The sequence below is a fragment of the Dysosmobacter sp. genome (assembly GCF_052306735.1).
Lineage (GTDB): Bacteria > Bacillota > Clostridia > Oscillospirales > Oscillospiraceae > Oscillibacter.
In genome coordinates this window covers 1-23,375 of sequence record NZ_DAWBAJ010000027.1, presented here as the reverse complement: position 1 = coordinate 23,375, position 23,375 = coordinate 1, and the positions used below count along the sequence as shown (strand labels likewise).

Annotated in this window: 20 protein-coding genes; 6 read left to right on the top strand and 14 right to left on the bottom strand. The window is 61.1% G+C overall.

Annotation, left to right across the window (positions count from 1 at the left end):
• Positions 1–4: 4 nt before the first annotated feature.
• The 3 genes from ACT67G_RS08035 to ACT67G_RS08025 all read right to left on the bottom strand — a co-directional run bounded on the left by ACT67G_RS08035 (position 5) and on the right by ACT67G_RS08025 (position 2,764).
• Positions 5–841, bottom strand: a complete 837-nt coding sequence (locus tag ACT67G_RS08035; protein ID WP_443663911.1) for a prephenate dehydrogenase — start codon at positions 839–841, stop codon at positions 5–7.
• 1 nt (position 842) lies between these two features.
• On the bottom strand, positions 843–1,856 hold the full coding sequence (gene aroF / locus ACT67G_RS08030; protein ID WP_325245135.1) for a 3-deoxy-7-phosphoheptulonate synthase: 1,014 nt from the start codon (positions 1,854–1,856) through the stop codon (positions 843–845).
• 350 nt (positions 1,857–2,206) lie between these two features.
• Positions 2,207–2,764 carry a zinc dependent phospholipase C family protein gene (locus tag ACT67G_RS08025; protein ID WP_443663910.1) on the bottom strand — a complete coding sequence of 186 codons (558 nt, stop codon included), beginning with the start codon at positions 2,762–2,764 and terminating at the stop codon, positions 2,207–2,209.
• Between the two features lie 237 nt (positions 2,765–3,001).
• Between ACT67G_RS08025 and ACT67G_RS08020 the strand changes: the two genes are divergently transcribed.
• From ACT67G_RS08020 to ACT67G_RS08010, 3 genes are all read left to right on the top strand, one after another.
• Positions 3,002–4,363: an acetyl-CoA hydrolase/transferase family protein gene (locus ACT67G_RS08020; protein WP_443663909.1), complete on the top strand. Its 1,362-nt coding sequence runs from the start codon at positions 3,002–3,004 to the stop codon at positions 4,361–4,363.
• 195 nt (positions 4,364–4,558) lie between these two features.
• A complete protein-coding gene (locus ACT67G_RS08015) occupies positions 4,559–4,921 on the top strand; it encodes a CidA/LrgA family protein (protein ID WP_443663908.1) in 363 nt (120 codons plus the stop codon).
• Positions 4,918–5,607, top strand: a complete 690-nt coding sequence (locus ACT67G_RS08010) for an LrgB family protein (protein ID WP_325244756.1) — start codon at positions 4,918–4,920, stop codon at positions 5,605–5,607. Before ACT67G_RS08015 ends, ACT67G_RS08010 begins: the two co-directional genes overlap by 4 nt.
• Before the next feature lie 72 nt (positions 5,608–5,679).
• On the opposite strand, the gene ACT67G_RS08005 is transcribed toward ACT67G_RS08010, so the two are convergent.
• From ACT67G_RS08005 to ACT67G_RS07995, 3 genes are all read right to left on the bottom strand, one after another.
• Entirely contained in the window at positions 5,680–7,767 is a 2,088-nt protein-coding gene (locus tag ACT67G_RS08005) for a glutamine synthetase III family protein (RefSeq protein WP_443663907.1), read from the bottom strand.
• 224 nt (positions 7,768–7,991) lie between these two features.
• Positions 7,992–9,410, bottom strand: coding sequence for an adenylosuccinate lyase (gene purB, locus ACT67G_RS08000; protein WP_326215000.1), 1,419 nt, complete (start codon positions 9,408–9,410; stop codon positions 7,992–7,994).
• A gap of 240 nt (positions 9,411–9,650) precedes the next feature.
• Positions 9,651–10,925 (bottom strand): adenylosuccinate synthase, encoded by a 1,275-nt coding sequence (locus ACT67G_RS07995; protein WP_443663906.1) that lies wholly within the window; start codon positions 10,923–10,925, stop codon positions 9,651–9,653.
• Positions 10,926–11,165: 240 nt separating this feature from the next.
• Here ACT67G_RS07995 and ACT67G_RS07990 point away from each other — a divergent pair, with 240 nt between their 5' ends.
• Positions 11,166–12,650 carry a DUF1846 domain-containing protein gene (locus ACT67G_RS07990; protein ID WP_443663905.1) on the top strand — a complete coding sequence of 495 codons (1,485 nt, stop codon included), beginning with the start codon at positions 11,166–11,168 and terminating at the stop codon, positions 12,648–12,650.
• A gap of 51 nt (positions 12,651–12,701) precedes the next feature.
• Here the strand turns inward: ACT67G_RS07990 and ACT67G_RS07985 are convergent, their stop codons facing one another.
• A complete protein-coding gene (locus ACT67G_RS07985; protein ID WP_443663904.1) occupies positions 12,702–13,346 on the bottom strand; it encodes a DUF4230 domain-containing protein in 645 nt (214 codons plus the stop codon).
• A gap of 195 nt (positions 13,347–13,541) precedes the next feature.
• Between ACT67G_RS07985 and ACT67G_RS07980 the strand changes: the two genes are divergently transcribed.
• A complete protein-coding gene (locus ACT67G_RS07980) occupies positions 13,542–15,704 on the top strand; it encodes a Tex family protein (RefSeq protein ID WP_443663903.1) in 2,163 nt (720 codons plus the stop codon).
• Positions 15,705–15,731: 27 nt separating this feature from the next.
• On the top strand, positions 15,732–16,121 hold the full coding sequence (locus ACT67G_RS07975) for a metallopeptidase family protein (RefSeq protein WP_325246658.1): 390 nt from the start codon (positions 15,732–15,734) through the stop codon (positions 16,119–16,121).
• A 92-nt stretch (positions 16,122–16,213) separates the two neighbouring features.
• Here ACT67G_RS07975 and ACT67G_RS07970 read toward each other — a convergent pair whose 3' ends face one another.
• The 7 genes from ACT67G_RS07970 to ACT67G_RS07940 form a co-directional block, all read right to left on the bottom strand.
• Positions 16,214–16,357 carry a hypothetical protein gene (locus tag ACT67G_RS07970; protein WP_325246656.1) on the bottom strand — a complete coding sequence of 48 codons (144 nt, stop codon included), beginning with the start codon at positions 16,355–16,357 and terminating at the stop codon, positions 16,214–16,216.
• Between the two features lie 89 nt (positions 16,358–16,446).
• Positions 16,447–17,277 carry a pyridoxamine kinase gene (locus ACT67G_RS07965; RefSeq protein ID WP_443663902.1) on the bottom strand — a complete coding sequence of 277 codons (831 nt, stop codon included), beginning with the start codon at positions 17,275–17,277 and terminating at the stop codon, positions 16,447–16,449.
• A 198-nt stretch (positions 17,278–17,475) separates the two neighbouring features.
• Positions 17,476–20,913, bottom strand: coding sequence for an S-layer homology domain-containing protein (locus ACT67G_RS07960; protein WP_443663901.1), 3,438 nt, complete (start codon positions 20,911–20,913; stop codon positions 17,476–17,478).
• A 190-nt stretch (positions 20,914–21,103) separates the two neighbouring features.
• A complete protein-coding gene (locus tag ACT67G_RS07955; protein WP_443663900.1) occupies positions 21,104–21,394 on the bottom strand; it encodes a thioredoxin family protein in 291 nt (96 codons plus the stop codon).
• Between the two features lie 55 nt (positions 21,395–21,449).
• The gene (locus ACT67G_RS07950; protein ID WP_443663899.1) at positions 21,450–22,451 is read right to left on the bottom strand and encodes a permease; all 1,002 of its coding nucleotides are present in this window, start codon (positions 22,449–22,451) and stop codon (positions 21,450–21,452) included.
• Positions 22,452–22,538: 87 nt separating this feature from the next.
• Positions 22,539–22,859 (bottom strand): ArsR/SmtB family transcription factor, encoded by a 321-nt coding sequence (locus ACT67G_RS07945; RefSeq protein ID WP_326215008.1) that lies wholly within the window; start codon positions 22,857–22,859, stop codon positions 22,539–22,541.
• Positions 22,860–22,994: 135 nt separating this feature from the next.
• Positions 22,995–23,375 (bottom strand): cation:dicarboxylate symporter family transporter (locus tag ACT67G_RS07940; RefSeq protein ID WP_443663898.1); only part of this gene is annotated, 381 nt, incomplete at its 5' end.

Sequence of the window (23,375 nt, the reverse complement as noted above, 5' to 3'; positions counted from 1 at the left end):
GGGCTCAGTTGCCGCCGGCGGTGGCCTTCTTCTCCCGGCCGTCCCGCAGCAGGGCGCGGAGGGTGTCGGCGTCCCGGGCCTTCAGGGCGTCCAGATACTCGGTGAGGTGGCCCACCAGCACTTCCAGCTCGCCCGTGAGATAGTCGGCGTCGTCCAGGAACAGCTCCGTCCACATGTCCTCGTCCAGCCGGGCCACGCGGGTCATATCCTGGAAGCTGCCGGCGGAGAAGCCCCGGCGCTTCTGGGCCTCCGGCGACTTGACGTAGGCGCTGGAGGTGATATGGGCCAGCTGGGAGGTAAAGGCGATGATGCGGTCGTGCTCTTCAGGGGTGGAGAAGGTGAGGCCCGCAAAGCCCAGATCCAGGAAGAAGGCCTTCAGCGTCTCCAGCAGCTGCATATCCGTCCGCTCATCGGGGGTGAGGATCATGGAGGCACCCACATAGAGGTCGTCGGTGGCGGCGGTGAAGCCTCCCCGCTCCCGGCCTGCCATAGGGTGGCCGCCGATGTAGGCAAAGCCGTGCTCCGCGGCGATGGGGGTGATGGCCTTCACCACCGTGCGCTTGACGCCGCAAAGATCCACCAGGATGGCGCTTTTGGAAATATGCTCCGCGTTCTGCCGCACCCACTCCACGGCGGCGCCGGGGCGGATGGCCACCAGCACCAGATCGCACTGCGGCAGGTTCTCCGCCGTCAGAGGGGCGTCCATGGCGCCGCACATGCGGGCCATGGTCATGGTCTCGGCGTTGAGATCCGCGCCGTAGACCGTGTGGGCGGTACGGTTTTTGATGCTCTTGGCCATGGAACCGCCGATGAGGCCCAGGCCCACGATGCCGACGATCATCTTACGCCTCCAGTTCCTTGACGGCGGCGTGGAGCTTCAAGAGCTTCTTTGCCAGGTCGTCAAATGCCTCGGGCTTGAGGGACTGGGGACCGTCGCACAGGGCGTGGGCGGGGTCGTTGTGGACCTCGATCTGGAGGCCGTCGCAGCCGGTGGCCACAGCGCCCATGGCCAGAGGCGCCACCAGCCAGCTCTTTCCGGTGGCGTGGCTGGGATCGATGATGATGGGCAGGTGGGTGAGCTTGCGCAGCACAGGGATGGCCGCCAGATCCAGGGTATTGCGGGTGTAGGACTCGAAGGTGCGGATGCCCCGCTCGCAGAGGATGACGTTCTCGTTGCCGCCGGCCATGACGTACTCGGCGCTCATGAGCCACTCCTCATAGGTGGCGGACATGCCGCGCTTGATCATCACGGGCTTGTCCTGATGGCCCACGGCCTTCAAAAGGTCGAAGTTCTGCATGTTCCGGGCGCCGATCTGGATGACGTCCACATCCTTGAACAAGGGCAGCTGGCTCAGGTCCATCAGCTCCGTGACGATGGGCAGGCCCGTCTCCTGCTTGGCCACCTTCAAATACTCCAGGCCCGTGGCGCCCAGGCCCTGGAAGGAGTAGGGGGAGGTGCGGGGCTTGAAGGCGCCGCCCCGCAGCATGGTGGCGCCGCTGGCCTTCACGGCCTTGGCGATGGCCACGACCTGCTCCTCGCTCTCCACGGAGCAGGGGCCCGCCATGAGGGTCAGGTTGCCGCCGCCGATCTGGGTATTGCCCACCTTCACCACGGTGTCCTCGGGATGGAACTTGCGGTTGGCATTCTTGTAGGGCTCCTGGACCCGCTTGACATCCTCCACGATGTCCAACGCGGCGATGAGGTCGATGTCCAGCTTGGAGGTGTCGCCCACCAACCCTAAGATGGTGTGTGCCTCGCCGATGCTGGTGTGGATGATGATGCCCTTTTCCTGCAGCCAGGAAATGAGGCTTTCCAGCTGGTCCTTGTTGGGGTTGTGTTTGAGAATGACGATCATGGTTTCTTCCTCCTAAAAACGGAATCTCAGAGTTTGGTTGTATGGTGCCGGGAATGAAAAAAAGGATCCGCAGCCGGTCTGGCTGCGGATCCTTGGGTTCACTGACAGTTTCTGACAGCACCGTTATCGGCCGCACACGGATTCAGCCAAACCAAAATAAGCCTTACCATAAAAGTAGGTAAAGCTAAAGTAACGGTATTCGGCAGAACGGATGCAGTTGGTCATGGTGGTCAAATTCTCCTGACTCTTTAGATGTTTAAAGCATAGCACTTCGCCGCGCAAATGGAAATTGACAATTCTGACAAACAATTCCCATTTTCACCCGGCAGCCTTCGTAAAAACCGCTGGATTCAGACGGCACCGGCGGTCTGGGGGCGGCAGCCGGCCATCAGCATGGCCGTGGCCTCCAGAATGAACTGGACGTCCATCCGCTGATCGGCGGCGGCGCTTTCATAGTAGTCGTGGAGCTGGGCAATGGCCCCCGCCACGTCCTCCCGGAACTGCTTGCGGCGCATGGTGCGCTTTTCCAGATAGGCCTCCAGGTACGCCCGCAGATCCGTCTCGTACTGGTGATGGGCCAGCAGGGAGTCGGGATAGTGTTCATTGTGGGGGAAGGTAAAGGCATCGGCCAGGTAGTGGGTGAGCTTGCCCAGGGTATAGTACTGCCACAGGTTCCAGCGCTTGCGGCGCTGGAGGCTGCGGATGTGGCGCTGGATGTAATACTGGGAATTGGAGTAGTTATGTCCCCGGAACTTGTAGGCCCGCAGAGAGCCCTTGAGATACGTCAGGGGATTGCAGTCCGGCTGGAACGAGCCGAACAGGAACGCCAGCTCATACCGCTTTGCGGAAAAGCCGTTCTCACCGGCCAGCAGGGTGGACGCCAGGAGCTTATGGCTGCGTTTTTGCAAATGTGGCACCTCCAAAGTTCATATTTCACAACACCGCAAGTATAGCACAGCGGTTTCCCCGGTTGCAAGAGAAATAACTCTAAAAAAATGTTAAGGTTGAGGAAAAACCCGCTTTTTTCCCGCCGAGAGCCCGACAATTTGTCCCGTCTTAGGAAATTTCCGCCGCCTGGGCCCCGCCGCTTGCCTTTTGGCTGTCTCATGGGGTACAATGGGGCAGAAGAAACGGAGGGATCCCATATGGAACTTTTGACGCCTGTCCGCCGGGGCCGCCTGGCGGGGACCGGCGATTGGCGCGCCCAGTACCGGGCGCTGCATATGACGCCCCAGGAGGCTCTTACCTGGATCCGGGACGGGGACGTGCTGGCCTTTTCCGCCATGTCCAACTGGCCCCGGGAGATGGACACCGCCCTGGCGCAGCGGCTGCAGACCCAGGGGGGACACATTGAGGTGGACTCCCACTTCATTCCCGCCGGCACCCGGCTGCTGACGCCGGAGTGCGCCGGACATGTGACCTACAACTCCAACTTTTTCGGCGTGGAGCGGACCCTGGCCCCCATGGGCAACGTCCACTATGTGCCCACCCATCTGAGCCAGACGCCGGACTGGCTGATTTCCCGGCATCCACGGGTGGCGGTACTCACCTGCTCGCCGCCGGATGAGAACGGCTGGATGAGCCGCTCCATCTGGGGCACGGTGCTCAACCGCCGCCTTTTGGAGCAGTGTGAGCTGGTGCTGGTGGAGGTTCATCCGGACATGCCCTACATCGAAAGCGACGGCCCCTTCCACACCAAGCTCCACGTCTCGGAGGTGGACGGCATCATCGAAACCTCCGGTCCCCTGGTGGAGACTGCCACCGTCCCCGGAAACGACGCGGACCGGCGCATCGCCGGGTACATCGCCGACATGGTGGATAACGGCTCCTGCATCCAGCTGGGGCTGGGAGGCCTGGCCAACGCCATCGGGGAAAACCTGGTCTACGCCGGAAAGCGGGATCTGGGGGTCCAGACGGAGGTGCTGAGCACCGGCATCATGGAGCTGATGAAGCAGGGTGTGGTGAACAACAGCTGCAAGCAGGTGTGCACCGGCCGCACCGTCTGCGCCCACCTGGTGGGCGGGCAGTCCCTGTGGGACTTTGCCCGGGAAAACCCCGCCTTCTGCCAGAAGGAGATCGACTTTGTCAACGACTCCCGGGTCATCGCCCAGAACCGCAACGTGGTATCCATCAACAATGCCATGGAGGTGGACCTCACCGGCCAGGTGAACGCCGAGACGGCGGGCAGCCGCCAGTATTCCGGCACCGGCGGCCAGCTGGAGTGGGTCATCGGCTCCCAGTGGTCTCCCGGCGGCAAGAGCATCCTGGCCCTGCGCTCCAGCTATACGGACAAAAGCGGGCAGCTCCGCTCCAAGATCCTGCCCCAGCTCTCCCCCGGCGCCGTGGTCACCACCCCCCGCACCTGGGTGCAGTACGTGGTGACGGAATACGGCGTGGCGGACCTGAAATACAAGAGCCTCCGGCAGCGGGCCCACGCCCTTGTGGCCATCGCCCACCCGGATTTCCGGGGCGAGCTTCGCCGCTGGGCGGAGGGACAGCTGTTCTGAGGAAAAATATGCCGTCTGAGGGCGGAAAATTATCCACCTTGCCTCTTTACATTCCGGCGGTTGTCCAGTAGAATATGTTCCATTGTGCAGCAAAGGAGCCTTGACGATCCTGGCCGTCAAGGCTCCTTTGTTTTCTTTCCCCCCGATGGATAAAAACGGCTTTTCCGAGCCGGATAAAAAGTGAGGCGCAAAACATTGAAACTGCTCAGTCAAATTGGAATCGTGTTTGCAATCTGCTGGCTGGGGACCCTCATTGAGGCGGTACTGCCCTTCCCCCTGCCTGCCAGTGTCATCGCCATGCTGATTTTGCTGGTGCTGTTGCTGGTGCGGGTGCTCCATCCCAGGCACGTACAGGAAAAATCGGATTTTCTCCTGGGGAATCTCCAGTTCTTCTTCATCCCCGCCACCGTGGGCATTATGAACTATGTGGATGTACTGCGGGAGAATCTGGTGCTGCTGCCGGTGATCTGCATCGTGTCCACCATCGCCACCTTTGCCGTCACCGCGGCCACCGTGACCCTCACCAACCGGCTTTTGAATAGGAGGAAAAAACCGTGAGCGAAGCCTTTGCCTCTCCCTTTTTCGGCGTGGCGGTCTCTGTGGCGGCGTACGCCCTGGGCGTCGCCATCCAGCGCAAGACCCGCCTGGTGGTGTGCAACCCCCTGGTCATCGCCACGCTGCTGATTATCGCGCTGCTGGTAGTCTTTGACATCCCCTATGAGGATTACAACCAGGGGGGTGCCATCATCAACCTCTTCCTGGGGCCTGCCACCGCCTGTCTGGCGGTGACCATCTACTCCCAGATAGACCTTCTGAAAAAGAACCTGCTGCCCATCCTGGCAGGCTGCGTGGCCGGAACCGCCACCGCTGTGTTCAGCATTCTGGGCATGTGCCGCCTCTTCGGCCTGGACAGCCAGCTGACCATCTCCCTGCTGCCCAAGTCCGTCACCACCCCCATTGCCACCGCCATCTCCCAGGGGCAGGGCGGCATCACGGCGGTAACGGTGGCGGCGGTGTGTTTCACCGGCATCATGGGCAACCTCTGCGCGCCGCTGCTGATGAAACTCTTCCGGGTGAAGGATCCGGTGGCAGCGGGATTGGCCATCGGCGCCTGCAGCCACGCCGTAGGCACCGCCAAGGCCCTGGAACTGGGGGAGACGGAGGGTGCCATGAGCGGCCTGGCCATTGGCCTTTGCGGCATCATCACCACCATTTTCGCCCTGTTTTTCCAGTTCTTCGTTTGAATCTCAGGCCAAACGGCATAAATTCGGAGCCGGACCCCTGCGGGGTCCGGCTCCTTTTGTATGGAACGATGATTACACGGAGAAGAGCAGATCGGAATACACCGGGAAAGGCCAGGCCTCGTCGGCGGTGAGCTCCTCCAGCTGGTCGGCGGTCTCCCGGGCGGCGGCCATGGCGGGCACGATGACCGTGTGGCAGTAGTCCATGGCCTCCCGGCTGCCGGCGGGGATGGCGGCAATGTCCGCCTCCAGCGCCAGGCATTCATCCAGCAGCAGATCCGTCAGGGTGCCGATCTTCCCGGCCGCCTGCTTTTCATACCGGCAGGGGACGCCCATGGAATCCTTGTGGTATGCCCGCTGGCACAGTTCATCGGCATAGCCGGAGACGGCGGGGAGAATCTGGTGGCGGATCATATCCACCATGGTCTTGGCCTCAATGGCGATCACGGCAGAGTAATTCTCGATGTGGATCTCCGCCCGGGCCTCGATCTCGCCCAGGGTGTAGATGCCGTGCTTGACAAACAGATCCACGTTCTTGGGCGCGGTGTACATGGGCAGGGCGTCGGCGGTGGAGGCCAGGTTGCTGAGCCCACGGCGGGCGGCCTCGGCCACCCAGCTGTCGTCGTAGCCGTTGCCGTCAAAGATGATGCGCCGGTGCTCGGTGAACACCCGGCGGATCAGGGCGGACAGATCCCGCCGGAAATCTTTGGAGCCCTCCAGCTCGTCGGCAAACTGCTGGAGCTCCTCGGCCATAATGGTGTTCAGGGCGATGTTGGGGCCGGAGATGGACTGGGAGGAGCCCAGCATCCGGAACTCGAACTTGTTGCCGGTGAAAGCCATGGGGGAGGTGCGGTTGCGGTCGGTGTTGTCCTGAGGGATGGGCGGCATCACGTCCACGCCGATCTGCAGCGTGCGCTTGCCGGAGTCCTGATACTCCGTGCCGTTGATAATGGCGTCCACCACGGCGCTGAGCTCGTCGCCCAGGAAGATGGAGAGGATGGCGGGCGGCGCCTCCTGGGCGCCCAGGCGGTGGTCATTGCCTGGGAAGGCCACCGTGGCCCGCAGGAAGTCCTGATACTCGTCCACGCCCTTGACAAAGGCCGCCAGGAACAGCAAAAACTGGGCATTCTGGCTGGGGGTGGAGCCGGGCTTGAAGAGGTTCTTGCCGCTGTCGGTGGACAACGACCAGTTGTCGTGCTTGCCGGAGCCATTGACGCCGGCAAAGGGCTTTTCGTGGAGCAGGCACACCAGGCCGTGGCGGTCCGCCACTTTTTTCATCACCTCCATGGCCAGCTGGTTCTGGTCGCAGGCAGTGTTGGCGTCGGTATAGATGGGGGCCATCTCGTGCTGGGAGGGGGCCACCTCATTGTGCTTGGTCTTGGAGAGCACCCCCAGAGCCCAGAGCGTCTCGTCCAGGTCCTTCATGTAAGCCGCCACCCGGGGCTTGATGGCGCCGAAGTAGTGATCCTCCAGCTCCTGGCCCTTGGGAGGCTTGGCGCCGAAGAGGGTCCGGCCGCAAAAACGCAGGTCCTCCCGCTGGTTGTAGAGCTTCTTGTCGATGAGGAAGTACTCCTGCTCGGGACCCACCTGGGCCACCACCCGCTTGGTCTCCGTGTCGCCGAAGAGGCGCAGGATCCGCACCGCCTGGCGGGAGACCTCGTCCATGGACCGCAGCAGCGGTGTCTTTTTATCCAGCGCTGCGCCGGAGTAAGAGCAGAAGATGGTGGGGATGCAGAGGGACCCCTCCTTGATGAAGGCAAAGGAGGTGGGGTCCCAGGCAGTGTAGCCCCGGGCCTCAAAGGTGGCCCGCAGGCCGCCGGAGGGGAAGGAGGATGCGTCCGGCTCGCCCCGGACCAATTCCTTACCGGAAAACTCCATGATGATCTTGCCGCCGCCTACCGGAGAGATAAAGCTGTCGTGCTTTTCCGCGGTGACGCCGGTCATGGGCTGGAACCAGTGGGTATAGTGGGTGGCGCCCTTCTCCACAGCCCACTGCTTCATGGCCTCGGCGATCTCATTGGCGGTGCTGATATCCAGCGCGGTGCCGTCGCTGATGCACTGCTTCCAGGTGCTGTAAGAGGCGGAAGAGAGCCGCTCCTTCATGGTCTCCTCGTTAAAGACCATACTGCCGAACAGTTCCGTGAGTTTCATATCGGTGCTCATAAGGTCATCCTCCTTCTTGTGGGACTTGCTCGAAACCAGGCGGACTGCTCCGCCCATTTTCCAGCAAGCCCTTATAGGCTATCCTATCAGAAAATTGGGAAAACGCAATAGGTAATACTTCCAGTTTTCGTTGCCCCCGCCTTTTTCCCGGTGCGTTAGATCGCCAAAAAGCCGGGGAAACAGGGATGGCCGCCGTGTACGGCGGCCATCCTCAGAGATTGTCCTTACAGATTGATCTCCGCTTTTTCCCTGGTGGCGCCGGAGAGCAGCGGCTGCACCCGGGAGAGGAAGGCCTCCACCTGGCTCTGGCAGCGGCCGATATAGGCGCCGGGGGTCAGGAGCTCTTCCATCTCCGCTTCCGTCATGCCGAAGGCGGGCTCCGCCGCCAGACGGGCCAGGAGGTCGCACTTTTCGCCCTCCTTCATCCGGGCGGTGGCGGCCATGGAGCATTTGCGGATGATCTCGTGGAGCTCCTGGCGGTTGCCGCCCCGCTTGACGGCCTCCATCATCAGATTCTCCGTGGCGATGAAGGGCAGGTACTCCCGCACCGTGGCCTCCACCACCTTCTCGTTGACGTGGAGCCCGTCGGTGACGTTCTGGGCCAGGCGCAAAATGGCGTCGGCGCAGAGGAAGCCCTCCGGCATGGAGATGCGGCGGTTGGCGGAGTCGTCCAGCGTCCGCTCCAGCCACTGGACGGAGGCGGTCATGGGCGCGTTCATGGCGTCCGCCATCAGGTAGCGGGAAAGAGAACAGATGCGCTCGGAGCGCATGGGGTTGCGCTTGTAGGCCATGGCGGAGGAGCCGATCTGGTTTTTCTCGAAGGGCTCTTCCACCTGCCGGTCGTGCTGGAGGAGCCGCAGGTCGTTTGCCATGCGGTAGCAGCTCTGGGCAATGGAGGAGAGGACGTTCAAAATCCGGCTGTCCACCTTCCGGGGATAGGTCTGGCCGCAGACGTCGAAGCACTTGGCAAAGCCGAACTCGGCGCTGATCTGGCGGTTCATCTCGTCCACCTTGGCGCCGTCTCCGTCAAAGAGGTCCAGGAAGCTGGCCTCGGTGCCGGTGGTGCCCCGGCAGCCCAAAAAGCGCAGGTTGTCGGTGACGAAGTCCAGCTCCTCCAGATCGGAGAGGAGATCCTGCATCCAGAGGGTGGCCCGCTTGCCGATGGTCACCAGCTGGGCGGGCTGATAGTGGGTGTAGCCCAGAGTGGGGGTGGCCTTGTACTTGTCGGCAAAGGCGCTGAGGTTCCGCAGCACCGCCAGAAGCTCGCCCCGCAGGTACTTGAGGCCCTCCCGGTAGAGGATGAGGTCGGCGTTGTCGGTGACATAGCAGGATGTGGCGCCCAGGTGAATGATGCCGGCGGCGGAGGGGGCCGCCTTGCCGTAGGTATAGACGTGGGCCATCACGTCGTGGCGGACTTCCTTTTCCCGGGCGGCTGCGGTGTCATAGTCGATGTCGGTGATGTGGGCCTCCAGCTCCGCCACCTGCTCCGCCGTGATGGGGAGCCCCAGGTTGTGCTCCGCCCGAGCCAGGGCCACCCACAGCCGCCGCCAGGTCTGGATGCGCATATCCGGGGAGAAGAGGTGCAGCATAAACTCCGAGGCGTACCGGGACGCCAGAGGGGATTCGTAACGGTCTTTGGACATAAGGAGGTCCACCTTTCTTTCATCTAAAAGTTAGGAGGCACCCGTCAGGGTGCCTCCAGAGAGTACAGTCTGTTTCGCCGGAGGCGAAGCGATTTGATTGGGAGATCGAGGGGAAAGCGGCGATGCGCCGCCGGCGGCGGGAGAAGCAAGCCGCTTTCGAGGCAGCGGCGCGATCGGCGGCCCCAACGGGGACGGGGATCGCAATGCCGCAACGGTGTGAGCCTGCTCCCCCTCGAATAATCACCGGATGATGATGGAATCCCGCTCGGGGCCTACGGACACATAGCCGATGTGGCAGCCGATCTGGCGCTCCACATATTCCACATACTTGCGGGCGGCCTCAGGCAGGTCCTCCCACTTGCGCACGCCGGAGATGTCGCACTTCCAGCCGTCCATGTACTCCACCACGGGCTTGGCCTCAGGCAGCACGGCAGGGAAGGGGAACTCGTCGATCTGCTTGCCGTCCAGGGTATAGTGGGCGCAGACAGGGATCTTGTCCATATAGCTGAGGACATCCAGCTTGGTCAGGGCGATGTTGGTAGCCGCCTGGCACTGGACACCGTAGCGGGTGGCCACGATGTCGATGGGGCCCACCCGGCGGGGACGGCCCGTCTTGGCGCCGTATTCGCCGCCGGCCTCCCGCAGCTGCTCGGCCTCCTCGCCAAACCACTCGCAGGTGAAGGGGCCCTCGCCCACGCAGGAGGAGTAGGCCTTCACCACACCGATGACCTCGTCCACCTTGGCGGAGGGCAGGCCGGAGCCCACAGGGGCGTAGGCCGCCACAGCGTTGGAGGAGGTGGTGTAGGGATAGATGCCGTAGTCCAGATCCCGCAGGGCGCCCAGCTGGGCCTCAAAGAGGATGTTCTTCCCCTCGGCCTGGGCCTTGCGCAGGAATGCGCCGGTATCGCAGATAAAGGGCTTGATCTTCTCGCCGAAGTCCGCCACCCAGGCCATCATCTGCTCCATGGTGTAGGGCTCGGCCCCGTAGACCTTGGTGAGGATCAGGTTCTTCCACTCCAGAATGTCCTGGAGGTGGGCCTTGAGATGCTCGGGATAGAGGAGCTCGCCGGCCATGACGGTCTTCTTCTGGTACTTGTCAGAGTAGAAAGGAGCGATGCCCTGCTTGGTGGAGCCGTACTTCTTGTCCTTGAGACGGGCCTCCTCCAGGGCGTCCAGATCCCGGTGCCAGGGCAGCAGGAGAGAAGCCCGGTCGCTGATCTTGAGATTCTCGGGGGTGATGGCCACGCCCTTGCCCATCACGTCGGTCATCTCCGTCCACAGGCTCTCGCAGTCCAGAGCCACGCCGTTGCCCAGGATATTCACCACGCCCTTGCGGAAGATGCCGGAGGGCAGCAGGTGCAGGGCGAACTTGCCGAACTCGTTGACCACGGTGTGGCCGGCGTTGCCGCCGCCCTGATAACGGACTACCACGTCATAGTCCTGGGTGATGAGGTCCACCATACGGCCCTTGCCCTCGTCACCCCAGTTGATGCCTACAATGGCGCAATTAGACATACTTGAAAACCTCCCGGTTTGTTTTTCTCAAAACGCACGCTGGGCCGCCTTTTTCCGGCACATAGCCCAACCTTAATTATTATATCGGCGGTTTTCCCATAAGTAAAGAACAAAGTCGTAATATTCGATATAAATTCCCTTAATAAAAGGTCGACCTTTGCGGTTTTTTCTTTTCAACTCCACCGGGCTGTGATATACTGGAACATGATTTTTGAATACAAATGAGAGGGGTCAACAACCATGACAGGCATCGGGTTTGACAATCAAAAATATCTGGAGATGCAGTCCGCCCATATCCGGGAGCGCATTGCCCAGTTCGGCGGCAAGCTGTATCTGGAGTTCGGCGGCAAGCTCTTCGACGACTATCACGCCTCCCGGGTGCTGCCGGGCTTTGAGCCGGACAGCAAAATCCGCATGCTCCAGCAGCTTCAGGACGATGTGGAGATCGTCATTGCCATCAATGCCGCCGACATCGAAAAGAGCAAGATCCGGGGCGACCTGGGTATCACCTACGACGACGACGTGCTGCGCCTCATCGACATCTTCCGGGGCATGGGCCTCTACGTGGGCAGCGTGGTGCTGACCCGGTACTCCGGCCAGGCGGCGGCGGACTCCTTCTTGAAGCGGCTCACCGCCCTGGGGATCCGCTGCTACCGCCACTATCCCATTGCCGGGTACCCCTCCGACGTGGCCCACATCGTCAGTGACGAGGGCCTGGGCAAAAACGACTACATCGAGACCACCCACTCCCTGGTGGTGGTGACGGCCCCCGGCCCCGGCAGCGGCAAGATGGCCACCTGCCTCTCTCAGCTCTACCACGATTTCAAGCGTGGCATCGCCTCCGGCTATGCCAAGTTCGAGACGTTCCCCATCTGGAACCTGCCCCTCAAGCACCCGGTGAACCTGGCCTATGAGGCGGCCACGGCAGACCTCAACGATGTGAACATGATCGACCCCTTCCATCTGGAGGCCTACGGCAAGACCGCCGTCAACTACAACCGGGACGTGGAAATCTTCCCGGTGCTCAGCGCCATTTTCGAGCGCATCCTGGGCAAGTCCCCCTACCAGTCCCCCACGGACATGGGCGTCAACATGGCGGGCAACTGCATTGTGGACGACGCTGTGTGCTGCGAGGCCAGCCGCATGGAGATCCTGCGCCGGTACTACACCGCCTGCGTGGACCGCAAGCGGGGCAAGGCCGGGGACGAGCCGGTGCGCAAGCTGGAGCTGGTGATGAACCAGGCGGGCGTAACCCCGGAGATCTGCCCGGCAGTGTCCGCCTCTTTGCTGAAGGCGGAGGCCACCGGCGCTCCCGCCGGCGCCATGGTGCTGCCGGACGGCCGGGTGGTAACGGGCCGCACTTCCGACACCCTGGGGGCTGCCTCCGCCCTGCTGCTCAACGCCCTGAAAGCCATGGGCGGCATCGACGACCACTTTGAGCTCATCTCCTCCCAGGTTCTGGAGCCCGTGTGCCGTTTGAAGACGGAGTACCTGGGCCACAAGAATCCCCGCCTCCACACCGACGAGGTGCTCATGGCCCTCACCATCTCCGCCCTCACCAACCCCCTGGCGGAGCTGGCCCAGCAGCAGCTGCCCAAGCTCCGGGGCTGCGACGCCCACTTCTCCGTCATCCTCAGCGAGGTGGACGAGAGCCTCCTCAAGCGGCTGGGCATCAACGTCAGCTGCGAGGCCCGGTACGAAACCAAGAAGCTCTACCACAAGTAACGGCCGCAAAACACACGCGCACAGGCGAACCTCGCCTGTGCGCGTTTTCTCTTATCCGCCGGTGAATTCCAGCCGGTACTCCGTCAGGTCGTACTGGTTGGCAAAAAAGGCGGTTAAAATCTGTTGGGCGTTGTCCCGGGCCTCCTCCAGAAGGCCGTTGCCGATGGCGTCCTGTTCCGCCCGGGCCTTCAGATCCGCCAGAGCCGCGTTGTTCTCCTCCAGGGTGATGTTCCGGAAGAGGCTCTCGTCCTCGTGGTACACCTTCAGGGAGTCCAGGTCGATCTCATTGCTCAGCACCCGAATCTCCGGCAGCGTGACACGAATGGTGCCGTCCTGCTGGCTCCAGCTGACGTCGGTGAAGTCCAGCCCGGCCTTGATGACCACATCATAGCTGTAGATGTACTTGCTCTGGGTAAAGGGGATGGTGACGCCGAACAGCTCCCGGGAGGCCTCCGTCACCTCCACCTCCGCGCAGTAGGCGGATTGAGTGGCCAGCTCCCCGATATCCTCAAATCCCAGCCTGGCAGTTCTGCCGTCGGCTGAGAGCACGGTTTTCGCCCCCAGGGACACCGCCGCCGCCAGCAGAATGACCACCAGGATCCCCAGGACCCGGGGCAAAAGATGCCAGTACAGCAGCCCCGTGAGCCAGCCTCTCTTTTTGGGCGTCTCCTCCCGGCGCTTTTCCTGTAGCTCCATGCCGCTTCCTCCTTGTGATGGATTTTCAAATATACAACGAAATTCCCGCGTCTGGTCAACAAAGGATAGTATACCGGAAGACGGTCCTTTTTGCGAGATGTTTTCACAGGATTTACCGCCGGCGGAAAATATGGTATCATATCTGCAAATCCCAATGATTGATCTGCGCCCATGCGCGCACCGGAAAGGAACACGATGGACACCATCATTCAACAGATTGCCGCAGAACTGAACAAGCGGCCGGAACACGTGGAAAACGTGGTCTGGCTTTTGGACGAGGGGAACACCATTCCCTTCATCGCCCGCTACCGCAAGGAGCTCCACGGCGCCATGGACGACACGTCCCTGCGCACCCTGGAGGAGCGGCTCCACTACCTGCGGGGCCTTGCAGAGCGGAAGGAGGCGGTGAAGTCCGCCATTGAAGACCAGGGCAAGCTGACGGCGGAGCTTGCCGCCGCCATTGACGCTGCCGCCACGCTGGCGGAGGTGGAGGATCTCTACCGTCCCTACAAGCAAAAGCGCCGCACCCGGGCCACCATTGCCCGGGAAAAGGGTCTGGCCCCTCTGGCCGAGGCCCTCATGGCCCCGGTTGCCCCGGATCCCATGACGGAGGCCGCCAAGTACGTGGATGCGGAAAAGGGCGTGGAGACGGCGGAGGATGCCCTGGCGGGAGCCGGCGACATCGTGGCGGAGACCGTCAGCGACGATGCCGCCCTCCGGGGAAAACTCCGGGAGCTGCTGATGAAAAACGGTGTGCTCCGCTCCCAGGCCGCCACAGAGGCCGACAGCGTCTACCGCCTCTACTATGACTTCTCCCAAGCCCTGCCCCGTCTCCAGGGCCACCAGATCCTGGCCATCAACCGGGGTGAAAAGGAGGAGAAGCTGAAGGTCAGTGTGGAGCTGGACCGGGAACTGGCGCTGCGCACCGTGCGCCGCAGTGTGGTGGTCCCCGGCAGCGCCGCCATGGACTTTCTCAAGACGGCAGCGGAGGACGCCTACGACCGTCTGATCTTCCCCTCCCTGGAGCGGGAAGCCCGCTCCACCCTCACCGACAGCGCCAATGAGGGGGCCATCGGCCAGTTTGCCCTGAACCTCAAGCCCCTTTTGATGCAGCCTCCGGTCAAGGGCAAGGTCACCATGGGCCTGGATCCCGGGTACCGCATGGGCTGCAAGGTGGCGGTGGTGGACGGCACCGGCAAGGTGCTAGACACCGCCGTGGTGTACCCCACCCACGGCGAGCGGCAGAAAAAGGAGGCCATCGCCGTCCTCGCCCGGATGATCCGCAAACACGGGGTGGAGCACATCGCCATCGGCAACGGCACCGCCAGCCGGGAGACGGAGCAGATGGCGGTGGAGCTCATCCGTCAGGTGAATGAGGCTGGGGCCCATGTCAGCTATATGATTGTCTCCGAGGCGGGGGCCAGCGTGTACTCCGCCAGTCCCCTGGCGGCGGAGGAGTTCCCGGAGTACGACGTGAACCTGCGCAGCGCCGTGTCCATTGCCCGGCGGCTCCAGGACCCCCTGGCGGAGCTGGTGAAGATCGACCCCAAGGCCATCGGCGTGGGCCAATACCAGCACGACATGCCCCCCAAGCGGCTGGACGAGGCCCTGGGCGGCGTGGTGGAGGACTGCGTCAATGCCGTGGGGGTGGACGTGAACACCGCTTCTCCCTCGCTCTTGCAGCATGTTGCGGGCCTTACCGCCACCACCGCCAAAAACGTGGTGGCCTACCGGGAGGAAAACGGCCCCTTTACCTCCCGCAAGCAGATTTTGAAGGTCCCCAAGCTGGGGCCCAAGGCCTTTGAGCAGTGCGCGGGCTTTTTGCGGGTGCCGGAGAGCAAAAGCGTTCTGGATAACACCGCTGTCCACCCGGAGAGCTACGCCGCGGCGGAGGCCCTCCTGACCCTCACGGGCCACACCCTCTCCGACGTGGCGGCAGGGAAGCTGGGGGACCTGCCCGCCCAGGTGAAAGCCTATGGCGAGGAAAAGGCCGCGGCCCAGTGCGGCGTGGGCGTGCCCACGTTGCGGGACGTGGTGGGGGAACTGATGAAGCCCGGCCGGGACATCCGGGACGAGCTGCCCAAGCCCATCCTGCGCACCGACGTGCTGGAGATGAAGGACCTCAAACCCGGCATGGTGCTTACCGGCACCGTCCGCAACGTCATCGACTTCGGTGTGTTCGTGGACATCGGCGTACACCAGGACGGCCTGGTTCACATCTCTCAGGTGGCGGACAAGTTTATCCGGCATCCTTCCGAGGTGGTGTCCGTGGGCGATATCGTCAAGGTGGTGGTGCTGGAGGTGGACGAGAAGAAAAAGCGCATCAGCCTCTCCATGCGCCAGGCCGGAAAACAGTAAGCATCCACTGAGGGGAAAGGAGCCCGTATGATCCTGACCATCGATGAAGTCAACGACCTCCTGGATGAGATGGCGGAGGAATTTCCCGCCGTCCTCTTCGACGAACTCAACGGCGGGGTAAACCTGCTGGAGGAGGCGGTGCCGGACCCGGAATTTCCCGAGGGGGAGATGTATATTCTGGGGGAGTACTGCGATGATCTTCTGGGCCGGTATATCAATCTCTACTACGGCTCCTTTGCCGCCCTGGCGGAGCGGGAAGACTGGGACCGGGAAACCTGGGAGGACGAGCTCTATACCACCCTCTCCCACGAGCTCACCCACCATATGGAGGGCCGGGGCGGGCTCCACGCCCTGGACGACCGGGACGCGGCAGAGCTGGCGGCCTGGCGGGCGGAGCTGGAGCAACAGGAAGAATGAACAAAAGGGGGACAGGCGATGCCTGTCCCCCTTTTTCTCCGGTGGCTCAATCATATAAAAAGCCCGCGGCTTTCGCCGCGGGCTTTGATTCGTCAGCGAAGCCGCATTTCCGAGAGCATCTCCCAATACTCCGTCCGCTGCTTCCGATCCAGCTCCGGGAGCTTGGATGCTTCAACACCCCTTGTCCGCTTTTCCCGGGCCGCTGACAGGTCCTTCTTTCCTTCCCGAAGCTCCATTCCGCATGCACGCTCCCTCTTCGTACTGCATGATATTGTACATCTTTCCGGGAGAAAATGCAAGGTCTTGTGTTACGCCATTTTTGTTCTCAGCGCAGCCGATCCACCAGATAGGGGATGGCGGTCTCGAAATCCACGCCGTACCAGTTGGTCTTGCCGGCATCCAGGGTGGCCCGGATGCTCTCGACAGTATAGTCTGCCGCCAGGGCCAGGGCGTCTCCCACGGACTTGCCCCGCATCAGGGCGCCCACGCAGGTGGAGGCGAAGACGTCTCCGGTGCCGTGGAAGCTGGCGGGCAGGTGCTCGGTGAAATAGCTGCCGTAGGTGTCCGTCTTTTGGTCATAGTACATGACGCCCAGCTTGCCCGGCTGGAAGCTGACACCGGTGAGGGCCACGTACCGGGGCCCCAGCTTGGAAAGGGCCTGGAGCATCTCCTTGATATAGGCTTCGTCGTACTCCGTCCGGTAGGGAAGTCCCGTCAGCAGGCTGGCCTCCGTCAGGTTGGGGACGATGAGATCCGCCTTGGCGCACACCTTGGCCATCTCCGCCGGGAAGTCCTCCCCAAAGGCGGGATAGAGCTTGCCGTTGTCCGCCATCACCGGATCCACCACGATGAGGTTGTCCGGCGTCTTGAACGCGTCGAAGAAGGCGCAGATGTCGCCGATCTGCTCCTTGGAGGCAAGGTACCCGGTGTAGATGGCGTCGAAGCCGAAGCCCTCGCTGCGCCAGTGGGCGGCGATGGGGGCGATCTGATCCGTCAGGTCCTTGCAGGTAAAATTCTGGAACATAGTGTGGGTGGAGAGCACCGCCGTGGGGACGATGGAGCACTCCACACCCATGGCGGAAATAATGGGCAGGGCCACCGTCAGGGAGCACTTACCCAAACAGGAGATATCCTGAATGCTGACAATGCGTTTCATAAAGCCGCACTTCCTTTTCTGTGTCGTTGCCCGTATTATAGCAACCTTACTGACCTATTCAAATATCCACATTTCTTATTTTTAATAAGATCAGTTTTCCTGTTCCGGAGTGGCTGCAAAAAAGGAGCCCGGATCAGCGTTCTGATCCGGGCTCCGCTGGCATCCGTCCCGGCAGTGCCGGAGCGGAAAAGGAGACGCTTATTTACCCATGTAACGGTACAGGAAGGTCACGATCTGACCGCGGGTGCAGGGGTTGCCGGGAACGAAGGAGGTGTCCGTCACACCGGTGGTGACGCCGTTCTCCACGGCCCAGGCCACGGCACCGTAGTAGTAGTCGCCCTCAGCCACATCCGTGAACATGGGCAGGATGGAGGCATCCTCCTTGCTGTAGCGCCACAGGAAGGTCACGACCTGAGCGCGGGTGCAGGTGGTGCTGGGGCCGAAGGTGGTGGCGGTGGTGCCGGAAGTGATGCCGTTCTCCACAGCCCACAGAACCGCCTCATAGTAGTAGTCGCTCTCGCTGACGTCGGTGAAGGGATTCACCCGGTTGGCAGCCTGAGGCATACCGGCCGCACGCCACAGGAAGGTGACGGTCTGGGCACGGGTGCAGGGGTTGCCGGGGGCAAAGATGGTGTCCGTCACGCCGGTGGTGACGCCGTTCTCCACAGCCCACTTCACTGCGTCATAGTAGTAATCGCTCTTGGCCACGTCCACGAAGGACAGCTCATCGCCTTCCTCCACGAAGGTGACTTCCACGGTGACCTTGCTGTCGGGCATGGTGAAGGTGTACTCGCCGTCGCCGCGGTCGCGGACGCGGATGTCGTCGCCGTTCTTGTCGGTGACGATGACCTCGTCCACCACATAGCCGTTATCGGGATCCGCGGTGATGGTGACGGTGTCGCCCTCTTCCGCCCACTTGGGGGAGACGGAGACGTCGCCGTGCTTGCCGGCGTCCACCGTCACAGCATACTCATTATCGGAAACAGAGCTGGAACCGCCGGAGGAAGGCCCGTCAGGGAAGCGCTCCTTCCACTGGGCGGTAAAGGTCATGTTGGAGTTAACCTCCACCTTATCGTCGGCATAGTAGGTGGCATTGCCGCACTTCCAGCCGTCGAACTTGTAGTGATAGCTGCTGTGGGTGCAGCCGGGGAGCGTGATGGTCTCACCCTTGGCCACAACCTGAGAGGGGATGGGATCGCCGCCGGCGCAGTTGAAGGTAACCGTGTAATATCCATCGGGTACGAACTTGCTGACATCCGCATTGGGGAAGCTGCCGCCGGTGACGGTAATGGTACCACCATTGTCACTGTTGGTCACCTGGCCGGTAACGGTGCCACTGGTGATCGTGATAGTGCCATGGTCGGCGGGGTTGATGACATTGCCGTTCACGGTGCCGCCGTTCATAGCGATATTGCCATAGATACCGCTGTCAGCCGCATTCCCGGTGTTGTAATAGGACAAATTACCATTCACCACTGCATCCCCACTAATGGTAACGGAGGGCACATTGCCTGCCGCAATGTTAGAAGCAGTCAGGGGATAACTTCCATCCGCACCAATGCAGACGTCGCCATTAACAGTGCCGCCGGTAATGTTGGTGGTTCCAGCATAGGCAGTACCTTTGTACTCATAAACCCAGGTACCCACTTGACCCTGAATGACCGCCTTATCGCTGATGGTAGCGGTAGACCAGTTCTGGACTGCATCAGCGGTCTTGGAGATAACCGTACCACCAGTGATGTTCATCGTTCCTCTCTTGGCCGTGCCGGCCTCATCGTTTTTGAGGGCGATAAATGTATTTTCAAAGGTGCCGCCACTGACATCCATGGTACCCGTATTGCGGAGCAGGGAACTGTATCCGGAGGTGTTTTTCACCGTTCCACCAGTGACCGTAAGATTGCCCGGGTTGTCAATCACATACCAACTGTTTCCACCGTTTCCGCTACTGGTACCCCTTTCTTGACTGCGCTTGAACATACCGCCGTTGATGGTGCAGGTGCCGTTATTGACCAATGCCCCCTTGGCGTGAACTGTATTGTCCACGGTGCCGGTCTGATCTTTGCTAGAATCCTGAATGGTCAGGGTCCCGTTGTTGATGATGGTGTGGTTTTCAGTCTCATTAGTGATCTTCTTGCCGTTCAGCTCCAGGACGATATCCTTATCGTTGGAGATATTGATGTCCTCCTGGGTGTCCTGCAGCAACGTAACAGTAGACTTTTTCCCGGCGACATTGATGGCAGCCTGGAGGGAATCATACCCAACATTGCCCACCCGGGCGATATATTTCTTCTCAGCGCCATTATTCACTACTTTGCCGCCGTTGACGGTTCCCATAGCCTCCATGGTTGCTCCGTTGGCAACGGTAACCACAGAGGTCTCGTCCATGTCAATGGTACCGGCGTTGGTAAGCGTCTGACCGGAAGGTACAGTCATCTGAACATTTTTCAGCGTCAGCGTGCTCCCTTCAGGAACAGTCAGGGTATCAACTTTACCCGTAAGGCTGGTGCTGGGTTCAAACTCCGCAAATTCAATGTTCAGCGGTTCTCCGTCTTTCTGAATGGTAGTATTCTGTGTCGTGGCAGTATAGACCGGGGCCTCCTTGTTCCCATCTCGCTTTACCATGGGTGTAAGAAGAGCGGTCCCCACTGTGGTCGCATCGTCAATATTCCATACAATAGACTCCGTAATAGCGCTGCCGTCAGGATAGCCGGAGTCCGTGCTGAAACAGCCGGTAGTAGCTCCCGTCATCAAAAGATGAACGTTACAATCCACAAGAGTAACATCTGCCGTCTTGATAAAACCGCGATTGGTCGCAGCCAATTCGCCGGTAATCGTGCAGTTGGTGGCCTTCAGCAAAGAATTCCCCATCTCGCCGTTAATACCGCTGGCGTAGAGGTAGCCTACTGTACAACCATCAAGCGTAACAACGGCATCCAGCACCTTGGTGCTGCCGCTGCCGCCGCCGCCAAGAACAGAGGTCTCGGTATTGGTGGCATTGATAACGACTTTATCCACCACGGCATATGTGCTCATGGTGCCATCATCAATGTTGCGGGTGCCCTCGGGACCATGTCCCAAGACACCGCCATTGACATAACAATTACCCAAATTGACATTGTCAAGGGTAATGGTAACCGTTCCATTTACACACGTGTTATTTTCACCGCCGCCATAGATAATACTTGTAACGGTGCCGCCGGAAACGGAAATATCCACATTGCCCGTCACGGAAGAGCAATCTTCCTCGATTTGATTCTGTTTGCCGAAATTGCCGCCGAGAATTCTGTAGACCGTTCCGCCGGTCATGGTAATACTGGTATCGGAGACCGTTACGGCTTCCTGAGAGCCGTCACCACCGCCCCAAACGACAACGTCTGCAGGAACACCCACATACTTGGTAGTTCCATTCTCATCCCAGCTGATATAGGCACTGGTACCGGTGGTCAGTCCCGAAAGAGTTTCCGCTTCTCCATTTTCCGGAACACTGTCCGAAATGGTAATAGGCGTGCCATTGGCATAAAAGTTTTTACCGCTGGCTGTCGGCAATCCATCGTCATCCGCAGCCAGGGCCGTTGCAGGCAACAAGGTCAGTATCAGGCATACTGCCATAAAGCCTGCCAAAAGTTTCCGCTTCATAATTTCTCCTCCTTACAGATTCTGACAATTCCTGCCAGTTGTCCGTACATTCGTACTTGACCATAGTGTACCCCTTGCTTCCATAAATTGCAAGGTCTTTTCCCATGAAAATTTCGTTAAACGCTCTTGGCAGCCTGCACAGCAAAAGGCCGCCGCGCCGAAAGACGCGGCGGCCCTTGAAAGCAGCCCTTTACCCTCTGGCTTTCCGGATCAGCTCCGCGGCCTCTGCCGGGCTCAGCACCCGGCCGGCGGAGAGGACTTTCCCGTCCACCACCAGGGCCGGAGTTGACATCACGCCGTAGGCGGCGATCTGGGTGAAGTCCGTCACATGCCCCACTTCGTCCTGGAGCCCCAGCTCTGCCAGGGCCTGCCGGACGGCTCCCTCCAGCTCGTAGCACTTGGCGCAGCCGCCTCCCAGGATCAGCACCGGAGCGTCGGCGTCACCGTGTACGTCCTGTTTCTTTTTTCCAAAAAGTCCCATATTTATCTTCTCCTTTATATGATTGTTGATGGGAGCCGTTCCCCGGCCCCGGGATTCACACCAGCAGGGGCTGCAGCACATTGAAGAGGTACCCCACCAGGATGATGCCCACGGTGCAGATGGCAATAAACAGCGCCAGAAGCCGGGGTTTCACCGCCTTGCGCAGCATGATCATGGAGGGCAGGGACAGCGTGGTCACCGCCATCATGAAGGAGAGCACCGTCCCCAGCTGGGCCCCCTTGCTCAGCAGTGCCTCCGCCACCGGGATGGTGCCGAAGATGTCCGCGTACATGGGGACGCCCACCAGGGTGGCCAGCACCACCCCAAAGGGATTTCCGCCCCCCAGCACCGCCTCCACATAGTCCTGGGGGATCCAGTTATGGATGACGGCGCCGATGCCCACACCCACCAGAATGTAGGGGAAGACCTTCCGGAAAGTCCCGGTCATCTGCTCCCGGGCATACATCAGCCGATCCCGGCGGGTGAGGGAGGGGGCCTCCAGATCCACGCCCCCGGCGGAGAGGATGAAATCCTCCACATACCGCTCCATGTGGAGCTTTTCGATGATGGTACCGCCCATCACCGCCAGCACCAGCCCCACCAGCACATACACCGCCGCCACCCGGAAGCCGAAGATCCCCGTCAGCAGCACCAGGCTCCCCAGATCCACCATGGGGGAGGAGATCAAAAAGGAGAACGTCACCCCCACCGGCAGCCCCGCACTGGTAAAGCCCATGAACAACGGGATGGAGGAACAGGAGCAAAAGGGCGTCACCGTGCCCAGCAGGGCGGAGACGGCGTTGGCCCACAGCCCCCGGAACCGCCCCAGGATCCGGCGGCTGCGCTCCGGCGGAAAGTAGCTTTGGATGTACGAAATCACAAAGATCAGCGCACAGAGCAAAATGGTGATCTTCACCACGTCATAGAGGAAAAACTGCACGCTGCCTCCCACACGGCCCGTCACATCCAGGCCCAGGGCCTCCAGCAGAGCCCCGATCACGGCGTTGAGCCACTGCATCCCCAGAATCTGATTTTGAAAAAAAGTCCAAATACCCATGGTTCCTCCCCCCGCCGACTCCGGCGGTCAAATCAAGATTTTTTGATGTGTTCTTCGGCAAAAAACGCCATCCGTTCTGATGGCGTTTCAGGTATCCCCGCCGCAGCCGCAGGGGATATCCGCGTCGGCGTCCGGGGTGGTGAGCTGCACCAGCAGCGCCGCCGCGTAGTCCCGCCCCTGGGGATCCAGCCGGTAGTGGGTCCACTTGCCCTCCTGGCGGCTTTTGACCAGGCCGGACTCACACAAAATCTTCATGTGGTAAGAAAGGCCCGACTGGCTCAGCTCCTGGGTCTCCAGCAGCTTGCAGGCGCACTTCTCCCCGGAGCGCAGCTGCTCCAGAATGGCCAGCCGCTTGGGATCGCACAGCGCCTTGAACACCGCCGCGTGCTGCTGATGGGTCTGTTCCATGCCGCACCTCACATCAAGATTTTTTGATGTGACTATCCTACACCCTGCCGCAGCCTCTGTCAAGGGGAAAAAAGGGGTCGGCGCTCCCGGTGTGGGAGCGCCGGCCGTCTGCGGGGATAAAACAGGAAAATGGAATCACTGCTTGGCTTTGGACACCAGCCAGTCCTTGCCCTCCACCAGGCGGGTGACGATCATGGAGGCGATGGTGTCGCCGGAGGCGTTGAGGCAGGTGGCGGCGGGGTCAAAGAGGAAGCCCAGGGTGGCGATGATGGGGAAGGCCTCGGCGGGGAAGCCGAACATGTTGACAATGAGCATTTCGCCCACCAGGCCGCCGCCGGGGGCGCCGGAGAGGACGAAGGCGGAGAGGATGGCCACCACAATGGCCATGGCGTAGGTGCTCACGCCGGTGAAGTCCATCCCGAAGATGCCGTAGAGGAAGGCGATCTTCACGATGGAGCTGAGGACGGAGCCGTCCATGTGCATGGTGCAGCCCATGGGCAGCACCAGGTCGCTGAC

Excerpts from the sequence above, each read along its gene's own strand:
- ACT67G_RS08035 (WP_443663911.1), bottom strand. The coding sequence starts at position 841 with ATGATCGTCGGCATCGTGGGCCTGGGCCTCATCGGCGGTTCCATGGCC.
- aroF (WP_325245135.1), bottom strand. The coding sequence starts at position 1,856 with ATGATCGTCATTCTCAAACACAACCCCAACAAGGACCAGCTGGAAAGC.
- ACT67G_RS08020 (WP_443663909.1), top strand. The coding sequence starts at position 3,002 with ATGGAACTTTTGACGCCTGTCCGCCGGGGCCGCCTGGCGGGGACCGGC.
- ACT67G_RS08005 (WP_443663907.1), bottom strand. The coding sequence starts at position 7,767 with ATGAGCACCGATATGAAACTCACGGAACTGTTCGGCAGTATGGTCTTT.
- purB (WP_326215000.1), bottom strand. The coding sequence starts at position 9,410 with ATGTCCAAAGACCGTTACGAATCCCCTCTGGCGTCCCGGTACGCCTCG.
- ACT67G_RS07995 (WP_443663906.1), bottom strand. The coding sequence starts at position 10,925 with ATGTCTAATTGCGCCATTGTAGGCATCAACTGGGGTGACGAGGGCAAG.
- ACT67G_RS07990 (WP_443663905.1), top strand. The coding sequence starts at position 11,166 with ATGACAGGCATCGGGTTTGACAATCAAAAATATCTGGAGATGCAGTCC.
- ACT67G_RS07985 (WP_443663904.1), bottom strand. The coding sequence starts at position 13,346 with ATGGAGCTACAGGAAAAGCGCCGGGAGGAGACGCCCAAAAAGAGAGGC.
- ACT67G_RS07980 (WP_443663903.1), top strand. The coding sequence starts at position 13,542 with ATGGACACCATCATTCAACAGATTGCCGCAGAACTGAACAAGCGGCCG.
- ACT67G_RS07975 (WP_325246658.1), top strand. The coding sequence starts at position 15,732 with ATGATCCTGACCATCGATGAAGTCAACGACCTCCTGGATGAGATGGCG.
- ACT67G_RS07970 (WP_325246656.1), bottom strand. The coding sequence starts at position 16,357 with ATGGAGCTTCGGGAAGGAAAGAAGGACCTGTCAGCGGCCCGGGAAAAG.
- ACT67G_RS07965 (WP_443663902.1), bottom strand. The coding sequence starts at position 17,277 with ATGAAACGCATTGTCAGCATTCAGGATATCTCCTGTTTGGGTAAGTGC.
- ACT67G_RS07960 (WP_443663901.1), bottom strand. The coding sequence starts at position 20,913 with ATGAAGCGGAAACTTTTGGCAGGCTTTATGGCAGTATGCCTGATACTG.
- ACT67G_RS07955 (WP_443663900.1), bottom strand. The coding sequence starts at position 21,394 with ATGGGACTTTTTGGAAAAAAGAAACAGGACGTACACGGTGACGCCGAC.
- ACT67G_RS07950 (WP_443663899.1), bottom strand. The coding sequence starts at position 22,451 with ATGGGTATTTGGACTTTTTTTCAAAATCAGATTCTGGGGATGCAGTGG.
- ACT67G_RS07945 (WP_326215008.1), bottom strand. The coding sequence starts at position 22,859 with ATGGAACAGACCCATCAGCAGCACGCGGCGGTGTTCAAGGCGCTGTGC.